Annotated in this window: 23 protein-coding genes and 2 tRNA genes; 4 read left to right on the forward strand and 21 right to left on the reverse strand. The window is 63.7% G+C overall.

The annotated features are described in order from the left end of the window. Positions 1 to 52: 52 nt before the first annotated feature. Genes ACQ4WS_RS13230 through ACQ4WS_RS13240 form a run of 3 tightly spaced genes read right to left on the reverse strand, consistent with a single transcriptional unit; the run spans position 53 to position 2,162 of the window. Positions 53 to 775 (reverse strand): arginyltransferase, encoded by a 723-nt coding sequence (locus tag ACQ4WS_RS13230; RefSeq protein WP_436476905.1) that lies wholly within the window; start codon positions 773 to 775, stop codon positions 53 to 55. Positions 776 to 835: 60 nt separating this feature from the next. Further along, a complete protein-coding gene (gene aat / locus ACQ4WS_RS13235; RefSeq protein WP_436476907.1) occupies positions 836 to 1,552 on the reverse strand; it encodes a leucyl/phenylalanyl-tRNA--protein transferase in 717 nt (238 codons plus the stop codon). A 31-nt stretch (positions 1,553 to 1,583) separates the two neighbouring features. Then, a complete protein-coding gene (locus ACQ4WS_RS13240) occupies positions 1,584 to 2,162 on the reverse strand; it encodes an NUDIX hydrolase (protein WP_436476909.1) in 579 nt (192 codons plus the stop codon). 185 nt (positions 2,163 to 2,347) lie between these two features. On the opposite strand from ACQ4WS_RS13240, the gene ACQ4WS_RS13245 reads away from it, so the two are divergent. Both ACQ4WS_RS13245 and ACQ4WS_RS13250 read left to right on the forward strand, forming a co-directional pair. Beyond that, positions 2,348 to 2,424 (forward strand) — tRNA-Met (locus ACQ4WS_RS13245). A 141-nt stretch (positions 2,425 to 2,565) separates the two neighbouring features. After that, positions 2,566 to 2,642 (forward strand) — tRNA-Met (locus tag ACQ4WS_RS13250). Positions 2,643 to 2,689: 47 nt separating this feature from the next. Here the strand turns inward: ACQ4WS_RS13250 and ACQ4WS_RS13255 are convergent. Continuing rightward, the gene (locus ACQ4WS_RS13255; protein ID WP_436476911.1) at positions 2,690 to 3,490 is read right to left on the reverse strand and encodes a helix-turn-helix transcriptional regulator; all 801 of its coding nucleotides are present in this window, start codon (positions 3,488 to 3,490) and stop codon (positions 2,690 to 2,692) included. A 110-nt stretch (positions 3,491 to 3,600) separates the two neighbouring features. Between ACQ4WS_RS13255 and ACQ4WS_RS13260 the strand changes: the two genes are divergently transcribed. Continuing rightward, positions 3,601 to 4,797 (forward strand): MFS transporter, encoded by a 1,197-nt coding sequence (locus ACQ4WS_RS13260; RefSeq protein ID WP_436476913.1) that lies wholly within the window; start codon positions 3,601 to 3,603, stop codon positions 4,795 to 4,797. On the opposite strand, the gene ACQ4WS_RS13265 is transcribed toward ACQ4WS_RS13260, so the two are convergent. The 7 genes from ACQ4WS_RS13265 to ACQ4WS_RS13295 form a co-directional block, all read right to left on the reverse strand. Then, positions 4,794 to 7,100 (reverse strand): xanthine dehydrogenase family protein molybdopterin-binding subunit, encoded by a 2,307-nt coding sequence (locus ACQ4WS_RS13265; RefSeq protein ID WP_436476915.1) that lies wholly within the window; start codon positions 7,098 to 7,100, stop codon positions 4,794 to 4,796. The genes ACQ4WS_RS13260 and ACQ4WS_RS13265 overlap by 4 nt on opposite strands. Beyond that, a complete protein-coding gene (locus tag ACQ4WS_RS13270) occupies positions 7,097 to 7,573 on the reverse strand; it encodes a (2Fe-2S)-binding protein (RefSeq protein ID WP_436476917.1) in 477 nt (158 codons plus the stop codon). The genes ACQ4WS_RS13265 and ACQ4WS_RS13270 overlap by 4 nt, the downstream gene beginning before the upstream one ends. Before the next feature lie 151 nt (positions 7,574 to 7,724). After that, on the reverse strand, positions 7,725 to 8,510 hold the full coding sequence (locus ACQ4WS_RS13275; RefSeq protein ID WP_436476919.1) for an anti-sigma factor family protein: 786 nt from the start codon (positions 8,508 to 8,510) through the stop codon (positions 7,725 to 7,727). After that, complete coding sequence (locus ACQ4WS_RS13280; RefSeq protein ID WP_436476921.1) at positions 8,507 to 9,028, reverse strand: RNA polymerase sigma factor; 522 nt, start codon at positions 9,026 to 9,028, stop codon at positions 8,507 to 8,509. Before ACQ4WS_RS13280 ends, ACQ4WS_RS13275 begins: the two co-directional genes overlap by 4 nt. Positions 9,029 to 9,047: 19 nt before the next feature. Beyond that, a complete protein-coding gene (locus ACQ4WS_RS13285) occupies positions 9,048 to 9,419 on the reverse strand; it encodes a COG4315 family predicted lipoprotein (RefSeq protein ID WP_436476923.1) in 372 nt (123 codons plus the stop codon). Positions 9,420 to 9,476: 57 nt separating this feature from the next. Continuing rightward, positions 9,477 to 10,394: a DNA-3-methyladenine glycosylase family protein gene (locus tag ACQ4WS_RS13290; RefSeq protein ID WP_436476925.1), complete on the reverse strand. Its 918-nt coding sequence runs from the start codon at positions 10,392 to 10,394 to the stop codon at positions 9,477 to 9,479. A gap of 67 nt (positions 10,395 to 10,461) precedes the next feature. Next, entirely contained in the window at positions 10,462 to 11,469 is a 1,008-nt protein-coding gene (locus ACQ4WS_RS13295) for an XdhC family protein (protein ID WP_436476927.1), read from the reverse strand. Between the two features lie 100 nt (positions 11,470 to 11,569). Between ACQ4WS_RS13295 and ACQ4WS_RS13300 the strand changes: the two genes are divergently transcribed. Next, the gene (locus tag ACQ4WS_RS13300) at positions 11,570 to 11,710 is read left to right on the forward strand and encodes a hypothetical protein (protein ID WP_162835767.1); all 141 of its coding nucleotides are present in this window, start codon (positions 11,570 to 11,572) and stop codon (positions 11,708 to 11,710) included. 31 nt (positions 11,711 to 11,741) lie between these two features. Here the strand turns inward: ACQ4WS_RS13300 and ACQ4WS_RS13305 are convergent, their stop codons facing one another. The 10 genes from ACQ4WS_RS13305 to ACQ4WS_RS13350 all read right to left on the reverse strand — a co-directional run bounded on the left by ACQ4WS_RS13305 (position 11,742) and on the right by ACQ4WS_RS13350 (position 22,603). After that, entirely contained in the window at positions 11,742 to 12,845 is a 1,104-nt protein-coding gene (locus ACQ4WS_RS13305) for a M48 family metalloprotease (RefSeq protein WP_436476930.1), read from the reverse strand. A gap of 10 nt (positions 12,846 to 12,855) precedes the next feature. After that, entirely contained in the window at positions 12,856 to 13,305 is a 450-nt protein-coding gene (gene dut / locus ACQ4WS_RS13310) for a dUTP diphosphatase (RefSeq protein WP_099762451.1), read from the reverse strand. Positions 13,306 to 13,330: 25 nt separating this feature from the next. Continuing rightward, a complete protein-coding gene (gene coaBC / locus ACQ4WS_RS13315; protein WP_436476932.1) occupies positions 13,331 to 14,551 on the reverse strand; it encodes a bifunctional phosphopantothenoylcysteine decarboxylase/phosphopantothenate--cysteine ligase CoaBC in 1,221 nt (406 codons plus the stop codon). A gap of 17 nt (positions 14,552 to 14,568) precedes the next feature. Further along, positions 14,569 to 15,078 carry a signal peptidase II gene (gene lspA, locus ACQ4WS_RS13320; RefSeq protein ID WP_436476934.1) on the reverse strand — a complete coding sequence of 170 codons (510 nt, stop codon included), beginning with the start codon at positions 15,076 to 15,078 and terminating at the stop codon, positions 14,569 to 14,571. 83 nt (positions 15,079 to 15,161) lie between these two features. After that, entirely contained in the window at positions 15,162 to 18,062 is a 2,901-nt protein-coding gene (ileS, locus tag ACQ4WS_RS13325) for an isoleucine--tRNA ligase (RefSeq protein ID WP_436476936.1), read from the reverse strand. Positions 18,063 to 18,143: 81 nt separating this feature from the next. After that, on the reverse strand, positions 18,144 to 19,115 hold the full coding sequence (locus ACQ4WS_RS13330; protein WP_436476938.1) for a bifunctional riboflavin kinase/FAD synthetase: 972 nt from the start codon (positions 19,113 to 19,115) through the stop codon (positions 18,144 to 18,146). 297 nt (positions 19,116 to 19,412) lie between these two features. Continuing rightward, entirely contained in the window at positions 19,413 to 20,624 is a 1,212-nt protein-coding gene (locus ACQ4WS_RS13335; protein ID WP_436476939.1) for a tetratricopeptide repeat protein, read from the reverse strand. Positions 20,625 to 20,702: 78 nt separating this feature from the next. Then, positions 20,703 to 21,134 (reverse strand): ExbD/TolR family protein, encoded by a 432-nt coding sequence (locus ACQ4WS_RS13340; protein WP_170840419.1) that lies wholly within the window; start codon positions 21,132 to 21,134, stop codon positions 20,703 to 20,705. A gap of 105 nt (positions 21,135 to 21,239) precedes the next feature. Then, positions 21,240 to 21,668, reverse strand: coding sequence for an ExbD/TolR family protein (locus ACQ4WS_RS13345; RefSeq protein WP_034785240.1), 429 nt, complete (start codon positions 21,666 to 21,668; stop codon positions 21,240 to 21,242). Positions 21,669 to 21,673: 5 nt separating this feature from the next. Further along, positions 21,674 to 22,603, reverse strand: coding sequence for a MotA/TolQ/ExbB proton channel family protein (locus ACQ4WS_RS13350; protein ID WP_436476941.1), 930 nt, complete (start codon positions 22,601 to 22,603; stop codon positions 21,674 to 21,676). Positions 22,604 to 22,648: the final 45 nt, after the last annotated feature.

Raw genomic sequence — 22,648 nt, forward strand, 5'->3', positions numbered from 1 at the left:
CTGGGGTCGGACCCTGAGGGTCCGACCCCGGCCCTTTACCGTTGGGTTTAATTTACAGGATCACCCACTGCCCCTTGATGCGCGCTTCCAGCGGCTTGAAGTTGATTTTATACGCCATCTTCGGGCTTTGCGCGATCCAGTAGCCCAGGTAGATGTAGGGCAGGCCCAGCTCGCGCGCCTGGGCGATTTGCCACAGCACGTTGTAGGTGCCGTACGAGGCGCCCGGCACGTCGGGATCGAAAAAAGTGTAGACGGACGACAGGCCATCGGCCAGCACGTCGATGATGCTGACCATGCGCAGGATGCCTTCGGCATCGCGAAATTCCACCAGGCGCGTGTTGACCCGGCTTTGCAGCAGGAATTGCGCGTACTGATCGCGGCTGTCCTGGTCCATGCCGCCGCCCGCGTGGCGCTTGCTCTGGTAGCGCAGATACAGTTCGTAGTGCTCGTCGAGGAAGGACAGGGTGGCCACGCCCGCCTGCAGGTCGGCGTGCCGGCTCCAGGCGCGGCGCTGGTTGCGGTTCGGCGTGAAGGACTGCGTCACGACGCGCACGGGGATGCAGGCCTGGCAACCGTCGCAATACGGCCGGTAGGTGAAAATGCCGCTGCGGCGAAAGCCGTTGCGCACCAGTTCCGAATACACGTCGCTGTTGATCAGGTGCGAAGGGGTGGCCACCTGCGAGCGGGCCTGGCGGTCGTCCAGGTAGCTGCACGGGTAGGGCGCCGTCGTGTAGAACTGCAGGGTGGCAAACGGTAGTTCGTTCAGGTGCGTCATGCTGATCCTGTCTGGTCTGTCCGCGGCAATGGAAGTCTGCGTGGAGATATCATAGCTTTTTTACGCCGGTGGTGCAGCTTGCCAATCCGTGATTTGCGTTGCTTCAATGGCGCTGCGTACATGGGCCAGGAAGCGCGCGCGTGAAATGGGCGCCGCGCCCAGCGATGCCAGGTGTTTTGTTTCCTGCTGGCAGTCAATCATGGCCACGCCGCGCGCGCGCAGAAAGCGCACCAGCTGCGCCAGCGCGATCTTCGAGCCATCCGTCACGCGGGCGAACATCGATTCGCCGTAGAACATGCGCCCGATCGACACGCCATATGCGCCGCCCACCAGTTCACCATCGAGCCACAGTTCCGACGAGTGCGCGTAGCCCAGCTTGTGCAAGCCCGTGTAGCCGGCGATGATTTCGTCGGAAATCCAGGTACCCGGGCCATCCTTGCGCGGTGCGGCGCAGGCGCGCATGACGGCGTCGAAATCGCTGTCGAAGCGCAGCTGCCAGCGTCCATCCGTGGCGGCGCTGCGTTCGACCTTGCGGATCGCCTTGGCCAGGCTGTCGGACACCTTGAAGTCCTCCGTCATCAGCACCATGCGCGGATCGGTGCTCCACCAGAGTATGGGCTGGCCTTCGGAAAACCAGGGGAAGATGCCGCGCCGGTAGGCGTCGAGCAGGCGCGCGGGCGACAGGTCGGCGCCGGCCGCCAGCAGGCCGGGCGCCTCGTCGGTCAGGGCGCGCGAGACGTCGGGGAACGGGGTGTGGATGTCGAGCCAGGGAATCATGCGGCGTCAAAGGTGGCAAGTGAAGGGGGGCTTACTCTGCATCCGTGCGCGCCATCGGGCGCGTGATGTCGCCCGTATGGACACCGTAGCTGCCGCCTTCGCGCATTTTCACGCGGTCGGCAAAGAACAGCTCCAGGGTGGCGCGGATGGTGGGGAAGGCCAGGTCATCCCAGGGAATCTGCGCTTCCGTAAACAGTTGCACGTCCAGGCTTTCGATGCCGGGCGCGAAATCGAGGTCGCGCAAACGCGCCAGGTAGAACAGGTGTACCTGGTGCACGCGCTGCACATTGAGCAGCGAAAACAGGGGGCCCAGTTCGATGTTGGCGCCCGCTTCCTCCACCGTTTCGCGCTCGGCCGCGTCGGACGTCGTTTCATCATTTTCCATGAAGCCGGCAGGCAGGGTCCAGTAGCCCAGGCGCGGCTCGATGGCCCGCTTGCACAGCAAGATCTGCAGCTGGCCATCTTCTTCCCACACGGGGATGGAGCCGACCACCATTTTCGGGTTCTGGTAATGGATGGCGTCGCAGTTGGCGCAGACATAGCGCGGACGGTTGTCGCCTTCCGGGATGGACAGGCTGACAGGGTGGGCGCATTCGGAGCAGAATTTCATGGGCGGGCGTGGGAAAATGGAAGTCTAGTGTAACGCTTACTGTACACCGATTGTGCGCGGCGTGGCGTGACGGGCGGACACAATGCCAGCCGGCAATTGGTCGAGGTTTTTAATTAAATAGCTCTATTGCAGCCGAAGTCGAGATAGCTATTGCCTAAGCCACCCATTTGCCCTTATAATTCGAGTGCGGGGTGGAGCAGTCTGGCAGCTCGTCGGGCTCATAACCCGAAGGTCACAGGTTCAAATCCTGTCCCCGCAACCAATACCGGAAAGCCGCTGATTCTTGCAAAAGATCAGCGGCTTTTTCCATTGCTGGCCAACGACAAACGCCGGCAGGCGGGGCACGCATGCATTGTCAAATCATGCCCTTTACGCCGCGCAACAATCTGGTATATAATTCTTGTGCGGGGTGGAGCAGTCTGGCAGCTCGTCGGGCTCATAACCCGAAGGTCACAGGTTCAAATCCTGTCCCCGCAACCATTTCGAAGCCGCTGGCTCCTCGCAAGAGGGTCAGCGGTTTTTTCGTTCTACGGCGCTTTTTCTTGGGGCAGCTGGCGCGCATACACGACCAGCCGCAGGTGGCGGTCCGCATCGATGGTCAGCGAGGTGTGTTCGTACGCGACTTCCTCGCCGTTGATTGCCAGGCGGCGCACGCCGGCACATGGCGCATGCACGTCGTGGCGGCGCCACCATAGCTTGAATTCGGGCGAGACTTTTTCCAGTTCTTCCACCAGCGCGTGGATATCGGCTTCCTGCGTGGCGCGCGCATAGTCGCGGCGAAAGCTCGACAGCATCAGCGGCGCCTGCTCTTCCCAGCCGGCGAAGCGTGAGCGCAGCAGCGGATCGGTAAACAATAGCCACAGCAGATTGCGCCGCGCGGCAGCATGCGCGCCGAAGCTAAACAGGGCGTCCGCGTCCGCATTGAACGCCAGCACGTCCCAGCGCAGGTTGAGCACATACGCCGGATGCGCCAGTTCGTGCATCAAGCGGCGTACCGGCGGCGGCACCACGCAATACGTCTTGCCTTCTTCGGCGGGCGGGCGCGCGTGCGCCAGCAGGAACAGGTGGCGGCGTTCGCCCGCGTCCAGTTTCAGTACTTCGGCCAGCTTGTCGAGAAAGGCGCTCGAGACGCCGATGTCGCGCCCCTGCTCCAGCCAGGTGTACCAGGTCAGCCCCACACCGGCCAGCGCTGCCACTTCTTCGCGCCGCAAGCCCGGCGTACGCCGCCTTCCGCCGCCGGGCAAGCCGACATCTTCGGGCGACAGCCGCGCGCGCCGCGCCTGCAGGTAGGCGGCCAGTTCGTGGCGGGTGCGGGCCAAAGTGCGCATGATGCTGCCTTTCCGGTGAAGCTGTTGCTATCAGTAATAGCATAAACAGTTAAATTGTAATTGTTTATATTGTATTCCAGAATGCCTGCTTTCTTCCCGAAAGCTTGCCCATGTCTGACTATTCTTCCTCCAGTGGCCTCGCGCCTGCCACTACCACGCTGCCTGCCACCGTCCACCTGATCGCCGTGGGCGCGTTCGCGCTGGGCATGGCGTCGTATGTGACGGCGGGCTTGATGCCGATGATCGCCGGTGCTTTTTCCATTTCCCTGGCGATGGCCGCGCAGCTGGTGACGGCGTTTACGCTGGCCTATGGCCTCGGTTCGCCGCTGGCCGTGGCCTTGCTGCCGGCGCGCGCGCAGCGCTCCGGCCTCTTGACAGCCCTGGCCGTGTTCGTGCTGGCGAACGGGGCCAGCGCGCTGGCGCCCGGATTTGCCAGTTTGCTGGCATCGCGCGCCATTGCCGGTATCGGGGCCGGCGTCTACCTGGCGCTGGGCATCGCGGCGGCGGCGGGCGTGTCGGCGCCCCAGCAGCGGGGCAAGGCCATCGGCGTGATCATGGGCGGCATGGCGGGCGGCACGGTGCTGGGCGTGCCATTGAGTTTGCTGCTGGCGCAGCAGCTGGGCTGGACGGCGGCCCTGTGGCTGGTCGCCATCCTCGGTGCACTGGCGCTGGCGGGCTTGCTGTGGAAGCTGCCTGCGCTGCCGGTGGCGCAGGCCATTTCGCTGCGCCGCAAGCTGGCCTTGCTGGCCGATGGGCAGGTGCTGGCCATCCTGCTGGTGTCGCTGCTGGCGGCCATTGCCAGCCTGGGCATGTACACGTTTATCGCGCCGCTGCTGGCGTGGTCCGCGCAGGGGGCAGCGATTTCCGCCACGCCCTTCCTGTGGGCCTGGGGCGTGGGGGGGATCGTGGGCAGCGTGCTGGTCGGACCATGGGCGGACAGGGTGGCGGCGCCGAAACTGACGTGGCTGATCTTGCTGTTGCTGGCGCTGGCCTTGTGCGCGCTGCCGCTGGCGGCCAGTTGGTCAGCCTGGCTGATGCTGGCGCCAATTGCGCTGTGGGGCGCGGCTGGCTGGGCCCTGCAAGTACCGCAAAACCAGCAGTTGCTGGCCGTGCGTGCGCGGCAGGGCGACGGCAACCTGGCCATCGCCCTCAACGAATCGGCGCTGTACCTGGGCAGCGCCGTCGGCGCCGCCACGGGCGGCTTGCTGCTCCTGCTCAACTGGCCCATGTGGCTGCTGGCGGCCGCCGCCGCCTTTGTCGCCGCCGCAGCGTTGCTGCTGCAGTTATTTCACGCGCGCCGGAATTAACGCTTCTTCGCCAGCTGCATGCCGACGGGCAGGGCGCGGATGCGCTTGCCCGTGGCGGCGAAGATGGCGTTGCACAGGGCCGGGGCGATGGGCGGCGTGGCCGGTTCGCCTACGCCGCCCAGCTCCATGTCCAGGGTGCCCGGCACCAGGTGCGTGTGGATCACGCGCGGCGCGTCGGCGGCGCGCAGCACGGCGTAGTCGTGGAAATTGCTTTGCTCGACCCGGCCATTCTTGAAACTGATCTCGCCGCTCATGGCCAGCGACAGGCCCATGATGCAGGCGCCCTCGATCTGCGAGCGCACGCGGTCCGGGTTGATCTGCGGTCCGCAATCCATGGCGATATCGACCCTGGGCACGATGACTTCGCCGGCCGCATTGATCTCCACTTCGATCACGGCCGCCACATAGGTCACAAAGCTGTAGGACACGGCCAGGCCCAGTCCCCGTCCCTTGGGCAGCTTGCGGCCCCAGCCCGCCTTGGCTGTCGCCAGCTCGATCACGTGGCGCATGCGGCCTATGTCGACCGGATACTTCGCCGGGTCTTCGCCATAGTTCCAGCCATCGGACAGGTCGGCCGGGTTGATCTTGCGCGCAGGGCCCAGCAGTGCCAGCAGGTAGTCGCGATGATCCTTCTTCGCCGCATGCGCCAGTTCCGCCGTGAACGACTGGATGGCAAACGCGTGCGGGATATTCGACACGGAACGGAACCAGCCGATGCGCGTGTGGGCCGGCACCTCGGGCACTTCGACGCGGATGTTCGCAATGGCGAACGGCACGTTGATGGCCGACATGCCCAGCTCGAACGGCGCCTGCTTGTTCGCGCCGGCGGCAAAGGTCGAGGTGATGGTGGGCGCGGCCGTGCGGTGCAGCCACGCCGTCGGCATGCCTTTCGCGTCGAGCGACGCTTCCAGCCGTTCGACGGACACCGTGTGCAGGTAGTCGTGCTGCAGGTCGTCGTCGCGCGTCCACGTCAGCTTGACGGGCGCGCCATCCATGGCTTGCGACAGCAGCGCCGCCTCGACGGCGAAATCGGGTTTCGATTTGCGCCCGAAGCCGCCGCCGAGCAGGGTCACGTGGACCGTCACGTTGTCGTACGCCAGACCCAGTGCCTTGGCTACGTTGCTGCGCGTCGCCTGCGGCGCCTGCACGCAGGCCCACACTTCAGCCTTGCCGTCGGCGATGCGCACGGTGGCGGCGGGCGGCTCCATGGTGGCGTGGGCCAGGTGGGGCAGATAGTATTCGGCACTGAATTTGCGCGCGGCGGGAGCGGCGGCCAGGGTGGCTACCGTCTTGCCCTGGTCACGCGCCGGGTTGGCCGGTTGGCGCACGGCCGCTTCCAGCGTCTTGCGGAAAGCTTTCGAATCGTAGCCGCCGTTCGGGCCATCCTCCCATTCCAGCACCAGCGCTTCGCGGCCCTTGATGGCGGCCCAGGTGTTGCTGGCGATGACGGCCACGCCGCCCAGCGGATTGAACATGGCCGGCGGCGGACTGCCCGCCAGTTCGACGATGCGCAGCACGCCAGGCACTTTCAGGGCCGCCGTCTTGTCCACGCTTTTCAGCTTGCCGCCAAAGACGGGCGGACGGGCGATGACGGCATACGCCATGCCGTCGAGGCGTGTGTCGATGCCGAAGTGGGTGTTGCCAGTGACGATATCGTGCAAGTCGATGCCGCGCGTGCTGGTTTGTCCGATGTAGCGCAGCTCGCCCGCCGTTTTCAGGCTGATGCGCGCGCGTGGCGGCACCGGCAATTTGGCCGCTTCTTCGGCCAGGGCGCCGAAGGACAGCGAGCGTCCGCTGGCCGCATGCACGACCGCATGGTTGGCGGCTTTGACTTCCGTCACGGGCACGTCCCAGCGCACGGCGGCCGCTGTTTCCAGCATCAGGCGTGCCGTCGCGCCCACGTGGCGCATGGCGCGGAAGGAGTGGCGCATGCTGCGCGAGCCGTCCGTATCCTGGCTGCCGTAGCGCGCTTCGTCGGCCGGCGCCTGCTGCACGCGCACCTGCGCCCAGTCGGCGCCCAGTTCATCGGCCGCCACCATGGGCAGGCTGGTGCGGATGCCCTGGCCCATTTCGGAGCGGTGCGCCACGATGGTGACGATGCCGTCGGCACCGACCGACAGAAAGACCAGGCTGTCGTCGACCACGCCGCCAGCCATATTGTCGCCGCCGTATTTGACGGCGTCGGCCGCCATCACGAGGCCGGAAGGGCCGGCCACCAGGGTCAGGCCGGCCAGCGCGCCGGCGGCCTTGAGCCAGTTGCGCCGTGCAGGCGACTGTGCGGCAGGAGTGTCATGCATGCTCATTTGGCCGCTCCTTTCGCGTTGATGCTGGTGGCGGCCTGCTTGATGGCCGCATGGATGCGCGTATAGGTGCCGCAGCGGCAGATATTGCCGCTCATCGCTTCGCGGATTTGCTTGTCGTTCGGCGCCGGCGTCTTGTGCAGCAGGGCCGTGGCCGACATGATCTGCCCGGCCTGACAGTAGCCGCATTGGGGCACGCCGTGTTCTTGCCAGGCTTGCTGCAGGGCCAGTCCGACCTTGTCTTCGCCCACCGCTTCGATGGTGGTGATTTTCTTGCCGGCGGCGGCCGACATCGGCGTCACGCAGGAGCGGATGGCTTCGCCATCGAGGTGCACGGTGCAGGCGCCGCACAGGGCCATGCCGCAGCCGAATTTGGTGCCGGTCATGCCCAGTTCGTCGCGCAGGGCCCACAGCAGGGGCGTGTCTTCAGGCAGTGCAAGGTCATGCTGCTTGCCATTGATAGTCAGGGTCGTCATGTGTATTCCTCGGAGTGGGGATGGTGCGGGAAAGCGCGACGGTCATCCACCATACGGATGAGCGCATCAGTACGCGATGGTAGCACCAGCCGCCCTGCGCTGCAGGCGCGGGTCCGATGGCCGCCAGCGGCTGCCCCCAGGCCGGGCTGCTTCAGCGTGGCTGTTCCAGCTGCGCGTACACAGCGTCGGCGATCTTGCCCAGCGCCTGTTTGGGCAGGCTCGCCGAGAGGGCATAACCGAGCTGACCGTCGATCCAGTAAAACACGCTCAAGTCCTTTTCCTGCGTGTAGCGGAAAGCCGTTTCCTGCCTGCCGGCCCGTTCCCTGGCTACGTACAGGGTCAGGCGCTGGCCTTTGCCATCTTCATACATGAATTGCGCCACGGGGCCGTCGCCATCGCCGGGCAGCAGGCGCCCGCCGATCAAGTGGTAGCCGAGCGGCGACAGCGCGGGCGGCTGCAGTTTCGTGCCCAGGCGTTTCGACAGCCATTGCACCAGGTGCGCCTCTTGTTCGACCCCCACTTCCACTGGGTGGCGTACTTCGGGCGTGTAGACGGCATGGGCGATGGCGGCGCTGCGCGCCAGGGAGATCGGGTTGGCGCTGCTGGTCACGCTGTCGCTGCCGCGCAGCAGCCAGCCGCCCATGCCGCCCGCGATGAGCAGCATGATGGCCGCTGCCGCCTGCATGGCGGGGCGCTGCCAGGCGCCGTTCGCTGCCGCTGGCGATGCCGCCTGCCGCAGCGCCGGCGGCACGGCTTCGCCCAGCATGGGATCGAACAGGGCACGCAACTGCCGGTTCTGCTCGCGCCAGGCATCCACCCGGGCGGCATCGTCCGGATGCGCGCGCAGGTGGGCGTCGATGGCCGCGCGCTGCTCCTCGGGCAGGACGCCGTCGGCCAGGGCGTGCAATTGCGCTTCGCTGATGGCTTGCGTAGTCATTTCATCACTTTCAGGGTGGGGGCGCCATGGCTGCCGGCGGGGCGGCCGTCCAGCAGTTCGCGCAGCCGGTCGCGCCCGCGCGACAACCGCGACATGACGGTGCCGATGGGGATATCCAGGGTGGCCGCTACCTGCTCGTACGGCATCTGTTCGAGCGCGACGAGCAGGATGACTTCGCGCTGACCCAGCGGCAAACGGGCCAGCGCCGCATCCATTTCGACGATGGCGATGGCTTGCCCGGGGGCGTGCTCCGGCGCGGGCAGCAGGGCGTCGTCATCGAGTTCCTGCAGCGCCAGGCCGGGACGGCGCAATTGGTCCACGTGCAGGTTGTGCATGATGGAAAACAGCCAGGACCGCATCTCGCCACCGCGCTGCCACTGGCCGAACTTGCGCCAGGCCCGCTCCACGGTGTCCTGCACCAGGTCATCCGCGTGCACGGCGCCCACCAGCGCGCGCGCATAGCGGCGCAGGCCGGGCAGGCAGGCTTGCAGTGTGCGGCTGTCCTCTTGCGTGGTCATCGTGGCGGCGGGAAGAGGCTTACGGCTTGACGACGTGCCACACGTTCTTGAAGTTGTCGCCGGCCACGTCGCCCGGCTTCTTGTCTTCCTTGTACAGGTACAGGGGCTTGCCCTTGTAGGTCAGCTGCATGGCGCCGTTGTCTTCGCGCTTGATGCTGCCATACGGGGCGGCGGGTGCCGTCTCGGTGGCGATGACGGCGGGCCAGGCCACCAGGCAGCCGCCGCTGCAGGCGCTCTTGCCGCTGTCGGCGACATCCTTGTCGAACACATACACGGTCATGCCTGTGGCGTTGACCAGCATGCCGTTGGCGGTCATGACGTCGGCGGCGAAAGCCAGCGGGGCGGACAAGGCGGTGAAAAGGGCGGTAGCGGCAAAAGTGGTAAAGCGCATGATGGTCTCCTTGAGGTTTTGAGGGCTTGCAAGGGATAGACGCGTGCCGTCCGCCGTTTATTCCCGGTCAGGCAAAATATTTTTTCCTGGCGCGTGCAGGCTGGCCCACAGGTGGGCGGCCGCCATGCTGCGGTGCGGTGCGTACTGGCGCAGCCAATGCTCGGTGCGCGCCATGTCCGGCTTGACCTCTTCGCCGAGCAGCTTTTGCAGGGCGGCGCGGATGGCCACGTCGCCGTGCAGCGAGCAGTCGGCATAGCCGTAGCCGCGCAGCAGTGCGTAGTTGACGGTCCACGGGCCGATGCCCTTCACGGCCAGCAGTGCCTGCGAAATGGCTGCCACGTCGCCGGAGGGGGGCAGCTCCAGCGACAATTCTCCCTCGTCGACAAGGCGCGCCAGGCGCAGCACGGTTTCCGCCTTGGCGCGCGAGAATTTGCGGCTGGTCAGGTCGTCGATCGCCAGCCTGGCCACGTCGCGTGCTTCGGGATAGCACCACAAGCCACTGCCGTGCCGGCGTCCCGCCTGCAAAATGAAGGTGCGGCGCAGGGCAATGGCGAACGACAGGTTGATCTGCTGGCCGATGATGGCCCAGGTCAGCGCCTCGAACGGACTGGCCGATTGCACGATGCGCAGGCCCGGATTGAGGCGGACCAAAGGCGCCAGCAGCGGGTCGGCGGCGGCCAGTTGCGCGAACGGCTGCGGGTCGATGCGCAGGCCGAGGATGTTCAGGAGGGCGCCGTGCAGGGGCGTTTGAAGGTCGGTATCGCCATCGCCATCGATGTCTGCCTGGCAGATGGCAGCATCCTGCGTGAAGGCGACGTCCAGGACTACGGGTACGCCGGCCAGCAGGATGCCCTTGCGCAGGCCTGTCGGCGTGACTTGTTCGGCCACGGCTTCCGCATCACGGCTGTGGAAGGCGATGACATCGTCGCGGCGGTAGCCAGCGGGCAGGGGGAGGGTCCAGTGCAGCAGGGTCATGGTGGGCCAAAGTCAGGGACGCTATCAGGGAGGCGACGCGGGCGCACCGCGTTTCTTGCTTTTGCCTTTAACGCGCGCAGATGTCGGTGCCGGGCGGGCTCAGGGCCGCCGCGTGCTGGATCTGCAGGGCGTCGGGCACGCCATTTTTCACGGCCGTCAGTTCGGCCAGGATGGAAATGGCGATTTCGGCCGGCGTCTTGCTGCCGATGTACAGGCCGATGGGGCCGTGCAGGCGCGCCAGTTGCTCGGCGCTGACGTCGAATTGCAGCAGCCGTTCGCGGCGCTTGGCGTTATTCGCGCGCGAGCCGATGGCGCCCACGTAGAACGCAGGCGATTTCAGCGCTTCCATCAGGGCCAGGTCATCGAGCTTGGGATCATGCGTGAGGGCGACGACGGCACTGCGGCTGTCGAGTTTGAGTTCCAGCACGAGGTCGTCGGGCATGGCGTGCAGCAGGGGCACGCCCGGCACGTTCCAGCCGCCCCTGTATTCCTCGCGCGGGTCGCAGACGAGGACGTGGTAATCCATGGCCGTGGCGATTTGCGCCACGAAGCGCGACAGCTGGCTGGCGCCGATGATCAGCAAGCGCCAGCGCGGGCCATGCTGCGTGGTGAGTACGCCATTTTCCAGGGCCAGCCCGGCGCCCGGCGCGGCGCGCTGCAGGGTGACGGCGCCAGTACGCAGGTCGAGGCGGCGCTCGACCAGTTCATGCGCTTCCAGGCGCGCCAGCAGTTCGGCCACGCGGCTGCCTGCATGCAGCGGTTCGATGGCCAGTTCGATGGTTCCGCCGCAGGGCAGGCCGAAGCGGTGCGCTTCGTCGGCGCTGATGCCGTAGCTGACGATGTCCGGCTGGGTGCGCACGATGCCATGCACGCGCACGGTGTCGATCAAATCATCCTCGATGCAGCCGCCGGAGACGGAACCGACCACCGTGCCATCGTCGCAGATGGCCAGCGTGGCGCCCACGGGGCGGGGGCTGGAACCCCAGGTCTTGATGACGGTGACGAGTTCGCAGCGGTGGCCGGCGGCGAGCCAGGCGGCGCTGGTTTTCAGAACTTCAAGGTCGATGCTGTCCATGGCGCGCGCTGGTTACATGCCGCATGTGTGCGGCAAAGTATGGAAAAGGTTTCAAGATTGTGGATATACTACCTGTTCCACCACCCTGCGGAGAATTTTCATGTCAAATGAAGTCAAGACGCAAGAAGAGGGTATTCCCAAGTTCGGCAAGCTGCTCATTGTCCTGTTTTTAGCCGTGGTGTTCTGCGGCGCCCTGACCTGGATCATGGGTACCTATTTCCCGAATTTCCCGGGCGCCTGAGCAAACCTGCTGCACCAGGCGCCTTTGGTATTTAAGGCTTCAGCGGCTTCTTCGCGGCCTGCTTGGCGCGCACGTCCGTCACGGCGCGGTTGATGGCCGCCATGCGCGAGTTGGTGCCCGGGTGCAGGGCCGTGTAGCCGTTGGCGACCGTGGCCGGCACTTGCGTGGCCAGGCGCTGCCAGAAACGGGCGGCGTTGTCGACGTTGTAGCCGGCGCGCGCCAGCAGGTAGATGGCCAGGGTGTCGGCTTGCACGTCGAGTTCCTGCGGCATGGCCTTGATGCCGGCGGCGCCCGTCAGCATAGCCACGTCGGGCTGTACGGCGCCCAGGCTGTCGATGATGCTGCCGGCCGTCCCTGCCGTGCGCTGGCTGCGCGCGTGGTCGAGGATGTTGTGCGCCATTTCGCGGGCGATCACGAAGGCGATGCCTTCGTCGTTTTGTGCCGTATTGAGCATGCCGCGCGTGAGCATGATGCGCGCGCCGTCCGAGTATGCGTTGACATTGTCCGCATTGCCCAGGGCAACGCGGAAGGCGCAGGCGCGCGTGACGGGAATTTTCAGGTCCTGCTGCTGGCCATCGCGGGCGATGGTCATGTTCAGGCTGGCGCTCTTCGAGGCCAGCGGGCCGACGATGGCGCCGAACGGGCCTTCCGCTTTCGGGCCGGCCGGCAGCGGCTTGCCTTCGGCGGCCAGCAAGCCGTCGCCCTTGCGCAAGCCGGCGCGCGCGGCGCCGCTGCCCGGCAAGACGCCGGAGACCTGCATCTGTTCGCCGTAGCCGAGCGCCGCCTGCGCCGCGTCGGCATAGATGCCAGGGTAGGAATACTTATTCTGCGCCGTGAAGCCCAGCAGGTTGCGCGCATACGTCTTGCACAGGTCCGCATTGTTGATCAGCAGGGGCGCCGAGACTTTCGACAGGCGGTCCTGCAGCGCCACCATCTTCACCAGCTCTTCCTGCGCCGCCTTTTGCTGCGCCGTCGGGGCGGGCGCATCGGGCGCCGGCACCACGTTGAACGGGCCGCTGACAGTCGTCGTCGGCGTGGTGCAGGCAGAGAGAAGGGTAACGCAAGCCACCAGCAGTGGCGAGGCCAGATGGCGCAGCGAAGTTGGGGCTGAGATCAGATGGCGGAAACCTGGCATAAGACAATCCTTAATGTTTGCCGGTGCTGCCGAAACCGCCAACACCGCGTTCGCTGTCGCCGAATTCCTCGACGACGTTAAAGCCCACTTGCAGCACCGGCACGATAATCAGTTGCGCCAGGCGTTCCATGGGGTTGAGCGTGAAAGCACTCTGGCCCCGGTTCCAGGTCGATACCATCAGCTGGCCCTGGTAATCGGAGTCGATCAAGCCTACCAGATTCCCCAAGACGATGCCGTTTTTGTGGCCCATGCCGCTGCGCGGCAAAATCATGGCGGCATATGACGGGTCGCCGATGTGAATCGCCAGGCCGGTGGGAATGAGCACGGTCTGTCCTGCTTCGATGGTGATGGCTTCGTCTATGCAGGCGCGCAGGTCCAGGCCGGCGCTGCCTGGGGTGGCGTAGGCTGGCAGCAGTTCTTGCATGCGGGCGTCGAGGATCTTGATGTCGATATTTTTCATTGAAGCTAAGTCGTCTAAAAATGGATTATTTGAGCAGCGAATTCTTGGCGAGCCGCTTCGAGATTTCCGAAATCAGCTGGCGCGCCAGGTTCAGTTTCGAGGCGCGTGGCAGCACGGTATGGCCTTCCTCGTCGAACAGGATGATGGTGTTGTCGTCCTGGCCAAACGTGTTCTGGCCGATATTGCCGACCAGCAGAGGGATGCCCTTCTTTTCGCGCTTGGTCGAGCCGAATTCCACCAGATTTTCCGATTCGGCGGCAAAGCCCACGCAGTAGGGATAGCCGGCCAGGTTGGTGCGTGCCGCCACGGTGGCCAGGATGTCGGGGTTTTGCGCGAACTGCAGTTCCGGCACGGAGCCGTCGGCCTGCTTTTTCATCTTTTGTTCGCTGGCGTTGGCCACGCGCCAGTCGGCCACGGCGGCCACGGCGACAAAGACATGCTGGCCGTCGACGTGGGCAAGAACCGCATCATGCATCTGCTGCGCGCTTTGCACATCGATGCGGCGCACGCCGAAGGGCGCGTCCAGGGCCGTGGGGCCGGAAATGAGCAGCACCTCGGCGCCCGCTTCGCGCGCCGCGCGCGCCACCGCATAGCCCATCTTGCCGGAGGACAGATTGGTGATGCCGCGCACGGGGTCGATGGCCTCAAAAGTAGGGCCGGCCGTGACCAGCACGCGCCTGCCCGCCAATACCTTCGGCTGGAAGGCGGCGATCAGCTCCGTCAGCAGCTGCTCCGGTTCCAGCATGCGGCCCAGTCCCACTTCGCCGCACGCCTGTTCGCCGGCGGCCGGTCCAAACAGCTTGATGCCGTCGTCGCGCAGCTGCTGCACATTGCGCTGCGTGGCGGGGTTCTGCCACATTTCCACGTTCATGGCCGGCGCCACCAGCAAAGGCAGGTGGGCCGGGCGGGCCAGGCACAGGGTCGACAGCAGGTCGTCGCACACGCCGTGCGCCAGTTTGCGCATAAAGTCGGCCGAACACGGGGCGATCAGGATGGCGTCCGCATGGCGCGTCAAATCGATATGCGCCATGTTGTTGGCTATGCGCGCATCCCACTGGCTGGTGTGCACGGGGTGGCCGGACAGCGCCTGCATCGTGACGGCCGTGATGAAGTGGCTGGCCGCATCCGTCATCACCACCTGCACCGAGGCACCGGCCTTTGTCAGCGCGCGGCACAGTTCCGCCGCCTTGTAGCAGGCGACGCCGCCAGAAAGTCCCAGGACGATTTTTTTGCCGGACAATTCCATGCCGTTCTCCTGCGTGTTTATTTGTTTACCCGGCGCAGTTCATCGATGATGAACAGGGCCACGCCAATGACGATGGCACTGTCGGCGATATTGAAGGCGGGGAAGTGGCCCCAGCTTTTCCAGTGGAAGTCGAGGAAGTCGACCACGTGGCCATACATCAGGCGGTCGATGGCGTTGCCCAGGGCGCCGCCGAGTATCAGCGCCAGGGCCCAGCAGAACATGCGCTGGCCGGCGTGCTTTTTCAGCAGATAAATGATGTAGATGGCCGCCCCGAGGGCGATGGCGGTGAAGAAATAGCGCTGCCAGCCGCCCTGGTCGGACAGGAAGCTGAACGCGGCGCCCTTGTTATACGCGAGCACCAGATTGAAATACGAGGTGATGACCATCTCCTGCGCATAGCGCAAGGTCTTCAGGATCGTGATCTTGGTGATCTGGTCGAACAGGATGACGATGGCGGCAATGCCCAGCCAGGGCACCAGTGACGCCGAGGAGGACGATTTCGATGAAAAACGGTTTTTAGTGGCCATATTTTTCCAGGGAAGATAAAGCCGCCGCCTGGTGGCAGGCGGCGGTTGGACACGGGACGCAGGCAGCGCCCCGGGGTGACAGTCTATGCGAATCGGCGAACCTCGCCCTTGCCAAACAGGTTGCTGACGCAGCGGCCGCACAGGGTAGCATGCGCAGCGTCCGTGCCCACGTCGCTGCGGTAGTGCCAGCAGCGCTCGCACTTCGGCGCCGTCGATGCGGCCACGACCACTTCCTCGGCCGCTTCCTCAGGCACTTCGACCACGCTGGCCTGCGAGGTGATGAAGACGAACTTCAAGTCCTCGCCCAGGGTGGTCAGCAGCTTGTACTTCATCGGCGCGGCCTTGATCGTCAATTCCGCCTGCAGCGAGGAACCGATGGCGCCCGAGGTGCGCAAGTCTTCCAGCTGTTTTGTCACGTCCGTGCGCACGGCGCGCAGTGCCGTGTATTTCTCCAGCAGGGCGGCGGCGTCCGTTACTTCCGGCAGCTGCCACCAGGTTTGCGTGAAGATGGTTTCATCGCTGGCGGCATAGGCCTCCGCACCGGCGAAGACGGCCCACGCTTCTTCGGCCGTGAACGACAGCGCAGGCGCCATCAGGCGCAGCAGGCTTTGCGTGATGTGCCACAGGGCCGTCTGCGCCGAACGGCGCGCGTGCGACGTCAGGCCCGAGGTGTACAAACGGTCCTTCAGGATGTCCAGGTAGAAGCCGCCCAGGTCTTCCGAGCAGTATGTCTGCAGCTTCGACACCACCGGGTGGAATTCGTAGCGCGCGTAGTTGTTCTCGATCTGCTGCTGCAGCGAGGCCATGTTGGCCAGCGCATAGCGGTCGATTTCGAACATTTCCGCCACCGGCACGGCGTCCGTGGCCGGATTGAAGTCAGACGTGTTGGCCAGCAGGAAGCGCAGGGTATTGCGGATGCGGCGATACGATTCGGTCACGCGCTTGAGGATCTCGTCGGAGATCGACAGTTCGCCCGTGTAATCGGTCGAGGCGATCCACAGGCGCAGGATATCCGCGCCCAGGGTGTCCGAGATCTTTTGCGGCGCCAGCGTGTTGCCCAGCGACTTTGACATCTTTTTGCCTTCGCCATCGACCGTGAAGCCGTGCGTCAGCAGGGCTTTGTACGGCGGACGGCCATTCAGCATCGACGACACCAGCAGCGACGAGTGGAACCAGCCGCGATGCTGGTCCGAGCCTTCCAGGTACAGGTCGGCCGGGAATTGCAGCTGCGTCGAGTGCGAACCGTGCGCTTGCGGGCCGCCCAGCACCGTCTGGTGCGTGGCGCCGGAATCGAACCACACGTCCAGCGTGTCCTTGTTCTTGGCGTAGATGGCCGCTTCGTCGCCGATCAGGTCAGCCAGGTCCAGCGCCTGCCATGCTTCGATGCCGTTCTTTTCGATCAGCTTGGCCACTTGTTCCAGCAGTTCCGGCGTGCGCGGATGCAGGTCGCCCGTTTCCTTGTGCACGATGAAGGCCATGGGCACGCCCCACTGGCGCTGGCGCGACAGGGTCCAGTCAGGACGGTTGGCGATCATGCCGTGCAGGCGCGCCTGGCCCCAGTCCGGGAAGAACTCGGTGTCGGCGATGCCTTTCAGCGCCGTCTCGCGCAGGGTCGCGCCGCCATCCTTCGGCGTCACGTCCATGCCGGCGAACCACTGCGAGGTGGCGCGGTAGATGATCGGCGTCTTATGACGCCAGCAATGCATGTAGCTGTGGTCGAACATCTTGACTTCGAACAGGGCTCCCGCTTCGCGCAGGGCGTTGCAGATCGGCTTCGACGCTTCCCAGATGGTCATGCCGCCGAACAGGGGCAGGGTCGAGGCAAACTTGCCGTCGCCCATGACGGGCTTGATGATGTCGTCGTCCTTCATGCCGTGCGCCTTGCACGAGATGAAGTCGTCCAGGCCGTAGGCGGGCGCCGAGTGCACCACGCCCGTGCCGCTTTCCGTGGTCACGTATTCGGCCAGGTACAGGGGCGACAAACGGTCATAGAAAGCGTCGGCCGCATGCAGCGGATGGCGGAAGCTGATGCCGGCCAGGGCCGCGCCGTCGCAGGTGGCAATCGTCGTGCCATCGAGCTTGAAGCGCGCCAGGCTGGCCACGACCAGGTCTTGCGCCAGGATCAGCAGCAATGGCTGGCCATCGCGCTCGGCTTTCACCAGCGAATATTTCACTTCCGGGTGCACGTTCAGCGCCTGGTTGGACGGGATGGTCCACGGCGTGGTGGTCCAGATGACGATGAAACCGTTATCGGTTGGCAGGGAAGGCAGGCCGAAGGCGGCCGCCAGTTTTTCCGGCTCGGCGAACTTGAAGCCGACGTCGATGGCGGGATCGCGTTTTTCCGCGTATTCCACTTCTGCCTCGGCCAGCGCCGACTGGCAGTCGAAGCACCAGTTGACGGGTTTCAGGCCGCGGTAGACATAGCCTTTTTCCAGCAGTTTGCCCAGCGCGCGCAATTCGTCGGCTTCATTGCCGTGCGCCATCGTCAGATACGGGTTGTCCCACTCGCCCAGTACGCCCAGGCGGATGAAATCCTTCTTCTGGCGCTCGACCTGCACGTTGGCGTAGGCGCGGGCCTTTTCCAGCACGTCGGCCGTCGGCAGGTTCTTGCCGTGCAGTTTTTCGATCTGGATCTCGATCGGCATGCCGTGGCAATCCCAGCCCGGTACATACGGCGCGTCGAAGCCGGCCAGCGAGCGTGACTTGACGACCATGTCCTTCAGGATCTTGTTGACGGCGTGGCCCAGGTGGATGTCGCCATTCGCGTACGGCGGGCCGTCATGCAGGATGAATTTCGGACGGCCGGCGGCAGCTTTGCGCACGCGCTCGTAGATTTTCTTGTCTTGCCATTGCTGTACCCACTGCGGCTCGCGCTTGGCCATGTCGCCGCGCATCGGGAATGGGGTTTCCGTCATGTTGACCGGGTATTTGCTTTCAGGTTTCTTGTTCTGCTTGGGCGTGGCTGGCTTGTTTTGATCGGACATAGTCTTCTTTAATGGTATCGAGTATATTTTTGCAGCGGGTTTGCGGCGGCGTGAGCCACCAGGCGGCGGAATTGGCCGGCGTCAAATTCGGTCGGTGGCGGTAATGGTGCCGCTGCGCTGCTCGAACCAGGCGCGCGCCTGCTTCGAGTCGCGCTCGATGGCGGCCGTCAGGGTGGGCAAGTCGTCGTACTTTTCTTCGTCGCGCAGTTTTTCCAGGAATTCCACGCGCACCAGCTTGCCGTAGCAGGATTGATTGAAATCAAACAGATGCACTTCCAGCAAGACGCGGCCGCTGTCGTCGACGGTGGGGCGCACGCCCAGGCTGGCCACGGCCGGCAGCGGCAGCGGCCCCAGGCCATGCACTTGCACGATGAAGATGCCGGACAGGGCGGGACGGTGCGCCACGCGCAAGTTCAGAGTGGGGAAACCGAGGGTACGGCCCAGTTTCTGGCCGTGGATCACATGGCCGGAAATGGCGTACGGATGGCCCAGCAGCTGCGTGGCCAGCGGGAAATCGCCGGCGGCCAGCGCCAGGCGCACGGCCGAGGACGAGATGCGCGTGCTGCCGCTCATCACGGTAGGCAAGGTTTCTACATGAAAACCATATTTGCGGCCCGCTTCCTGCAGCATGGCCACGTCGCCGGCGCGCCTGGCGCCATAGCAAAAGTCGTCGCCGACCATCAGCCATTTCACGTGCAAGCCGTCGACGAGGACTTTTTCCGTGAATTCCTGCGGCGTCAAGGCGGCGAACTGGGCACTGAAGTGTTCGACGACGACACGGTCGATGCCGGCGTCGTCCAGCGACTGCAACTTGTCGCGCAAGTTGGCGATGCGCTGAGGGGCTTTGGACAAGTCGCCCGCGCGCTGCGCAAAGAATTCGCGCGGGTGCGGTTCGAACGTCATCACGGCCGCTTCAATGCCGAGCTCGGTGGCAGCGTCGCGCACGCGCGCCAGCAAGGCTTGATGGCCGATGTGGACACCGTCAAAATTGCCGATGGTCAGAGCGCAAGGCGCTCGTGCCTGGGCATTGGGAAGTCCGCGGAATACCTTCATAGGAATCTGATGAAAAACTGTGCCAAAAGGGGGATTATACGGACTGTTTCAGGGATGCACACCCGGCAGGGCGGGCACAGGGCGAATTTCACTGCTGAAATAACAAAAAGCGTTGCCGGCGGGTGTGCTGGCAACGCTTTTGTATTGATTCAATGCACTCTCAACGTCGAACCCAAGCGTAGCGAGCGGCAGTGAGGCTCGGCGCCCCCTTGTGGCCAAGAAGCGCAACCGTACGCTAGTACGGTGAGCATCACAGGCTGCAAAGCGCGACGCGCAGTAGCTTGGGTTTGATGTCAATTACTTGTTCATTAAGGTCCAGTAGCGGGCCAGGTCAGCCGCGCCATCCGTGCCCTTGACGGCTTTGAGTGCCGTCGTGGCATTGGACTTCTTGCCGGCGTGAATGTAAGCGATGCCCAGATGCAGCTTGGCTTCTTCCGCATATTTGGCGGTGCCCATTTTCACGGCGTCATTCATCAAGCCCAGGCCCTTGTCGGCCTGACCATCGTACACGAGGGCGAAGCCCAGCTTGCTCAAGCTGTCGGCGTCCTTGTTCTTGACGTATTCCGCTTCCGACTTGGCGGCGCTGGCTTTCAGCTCGGCCTGGGTTTTCAGGGCCAGGTCTTTCAGGCGCTGGTGACGTGGCGCATCGGCGCCCGTGCCCAGCACGCCTTTTTTGTAGCCTTGCTCGATGATGCTCAACGCTTCGCCTGGATTGCCGGCTTGCAGGGCCAGCTGGCTGATTTCCATGTATTCGGAAGGCTTGGTGAACAGGCCGTTGGCCAGGCGCAGGCGCTGGACGTCCAGGCCCAGGCGCTGCGAGAAGCCAGGTTTACCCGAAACGCGGTTCAGCAGGTCGGCCCAGTAGCTGGTTTTCGGATAGCTCGATGCCAGTTTTTCCAGGGTGGCGACATAGCCGCCCTTGTCGTTTTGCTTCAACTGGATGTTGGCCAGCATTTGCAGGCTCGCTTCCGAGTTGCCGCCGCGCGCTTGCAGCTCTTTCGCCGCTTCGGCGTAGTTGCCGCTGACGTAGTAGGTCTGGATCAGCAGTTCGCGCATCTGTGGATCTTCGCGGTCTTTCAGCGAGCGTTTGATCCAGGTGATGGTGTTCGGCCAGTCCTTGGCGCGGTAGTACATGCCGGCCAGTGCTTGCGTGAATTTGGGGGCTTCGGCGGCGCTCAGGCGGCCGGAATTGATGACGGCTTCGAAGGCCTTGATGGCGGTGCCGTTGTCGCCAGATGCTGCGGCGGCCGAAGCGCGTACGCGTTCGATCTGGTAGCTTTCAAAGGCGGTCTTGCCGCCGACGCTGTCTGCTTCACGCAGTTTGGCCAGCGCCTCCTTGTTTTTGCCGCTGCTAGCGAGTTTTTGTGCTTCTTGCAGTGGCTTGCCGACTTCGGCGCGCACGGTGTCCGCGGCATATGCCAGCGAGCCCAGGCCGATTACAGGAGTTGCTGCGGTAAAACCGATAGCGGCCATGACGAGACCGAGATGAGCGAGACGAAACTTGGACATGAGAAAGTCTTTCAGTAAAAAGCGAATAGGCAGGAAGTCCTGCCTATTCGGATGTAAAGATAACCTGATTGCTACAGCTTACTGGAATTGCTCGTTGCCGACCAGACCGATTTTGGTCACGCCCAGACGCTGCGCCGACGCCATCACACCGGCGACGACTTTGTATTCCACCAGCTTGTTAGGACGCAGATGCACTTCCGGCTGATCTGCTTGCGCAGCAACGTTGCTCAGCTTGGCTTCCAGCGTATTACGATCAGGTACGACCTGATTGTCCCACAAGATAGTGCCATCAAAATCGACATCGATCGTGACGACCACTGGTTCGGTTGTCGGTGGCGGCGGGGTGCCGACCGGCATGTTCAGGTTCACCGAGTGGTTTTGCTTAGGAATCGTGATGATCAACATGATAATCAGCACCAGCATCACGTCGATGAGGGGCGTCATGTTCAGTTCCATCATTGGTTCCGGATCCGCGCCTGCTGCGCTTCCCGAACCGACATTCATACTCATAGTGTTTCCTTTAAGAAGTCCAACGAAGCACCGGGCGAAACTGCCGCCCGGTCAGCTTCTGGCAGTGGCGTCCCCATGTTGCCGGGACGCCGCTGTCAGTCGCTATCAGCCCTTGTCAGGTGGTTCGGTGATGAAGCCGACCTTCTGGATCCCGGCACGTTGGGTCGTGTAAATAACCCGGCCGATCGATTCGTAGCGTGTTTCTTGGTCGCCACGAACGTGTACTTCCGGCTGCGGTACTTTCACTGCTTCAACTTTAAGATAATCGAACAATTCGTTCGTGTCTTTCAGTCTGGTCTGGCCCAGGTAAATCTCACCATCCTTGTTAACAACGATGTTGACGTTTTCTGGCTTGCTTTGAAGGGCTTGGTTGGCCTCGATCGGCAGATCGATTTTCTGCAATTTGAGGACAACCGGACTGGTGATCAAGAAAATGATCAGCAAAACCAACATGATGTCGACGAGCGGCGTCGTGTTGATTTCTGACATTACTTGATCTTCATCTCCGCTGTCGGAGCCGACGGACATCGACATGATTCTTATCCGATCTTTTTAGCGCCGGCAGCACGGCCAGCTTCGCTGGTCGACATTACGCCGGAAACCAGAACCGAGTGAACGTCGGCGCTGAACGAGCGGATGTCTTCCATTGCCGACTTGTTGCGGCGAACCAGCCAGTTGTAACCCAGAACGGCAGGAACGGCGACCAGCAGACCGAAAGCGGTCATGATCAGTGCTTCACCAACTGGACCTGCAACTTTGTCGATCGATGCGTTACCGGTCATGCCGATCGCGGTCAGCGCGCCGTAAATACCCCAAACGGTACCGAACAGACCGATAAACGGTGCGGTCGAACCAACGGTTGCCAGGAACGACAGGCCATCTTGCAGACGCGATTGGACTTTGTCCGAAGCGCGCTGGATCGACATCGTCACCCAGGTCGACAGATCGATTTGTTCCAGCAGGGCGCCATCATGGTGAGCCGTTGCCTTGGTGCCCGATTCAGCGATGAAGCGGAATGGCGAGCCTTCGCTCAAGGTTGCCGAACCAGCAGCGATCGAAGGTGCTTTCCAGAATTTGGAAGCGGCTTCTTTGGCTTGCTTGAAGATCTTCATTTGATCCAGCAGCTTGGTGATGATGATGTACCAGCTGCCGATCGACATGATGGACAGGATGATCAGGGTGGCGCGTGGCACGAAGCCGCCGTCCCATACTGCTTGCAGGCCGAACGGGTTGTGCACTTCTTCGGTTTTGGCTGGAGCTGCTGCGTCAGCGGCTGGGGCTGCTGCGTCTGCTGCTGGAGCGGCGGCATCTGCAGCAACTGGTGCTGGTGCAGCGTCTGCCGCAGGAGCCGTAGCGGCAGCCGATGCTGGCGCGTCAGCGAATGCCGGAGCTGCTACCAGAGCGGTAGTAGCGGTAACGGACAACAGAACCGCGGCAAAAAATGCGGACAAACGGGTATTCTTAAACATGCTTCCTCCAAAATTAAAAATAACAGATCGCTGAACGTAATGACA

It is taken from the genome of Janthinobacterium leeuwenhoeki (assembly GCF_051380795.1).
Lineage (GTDB): Bacteria > Pseudomonadota > Gammaproteobacteria > Burkholderiales > Burkholderiaceae_D > Janthinobacterium.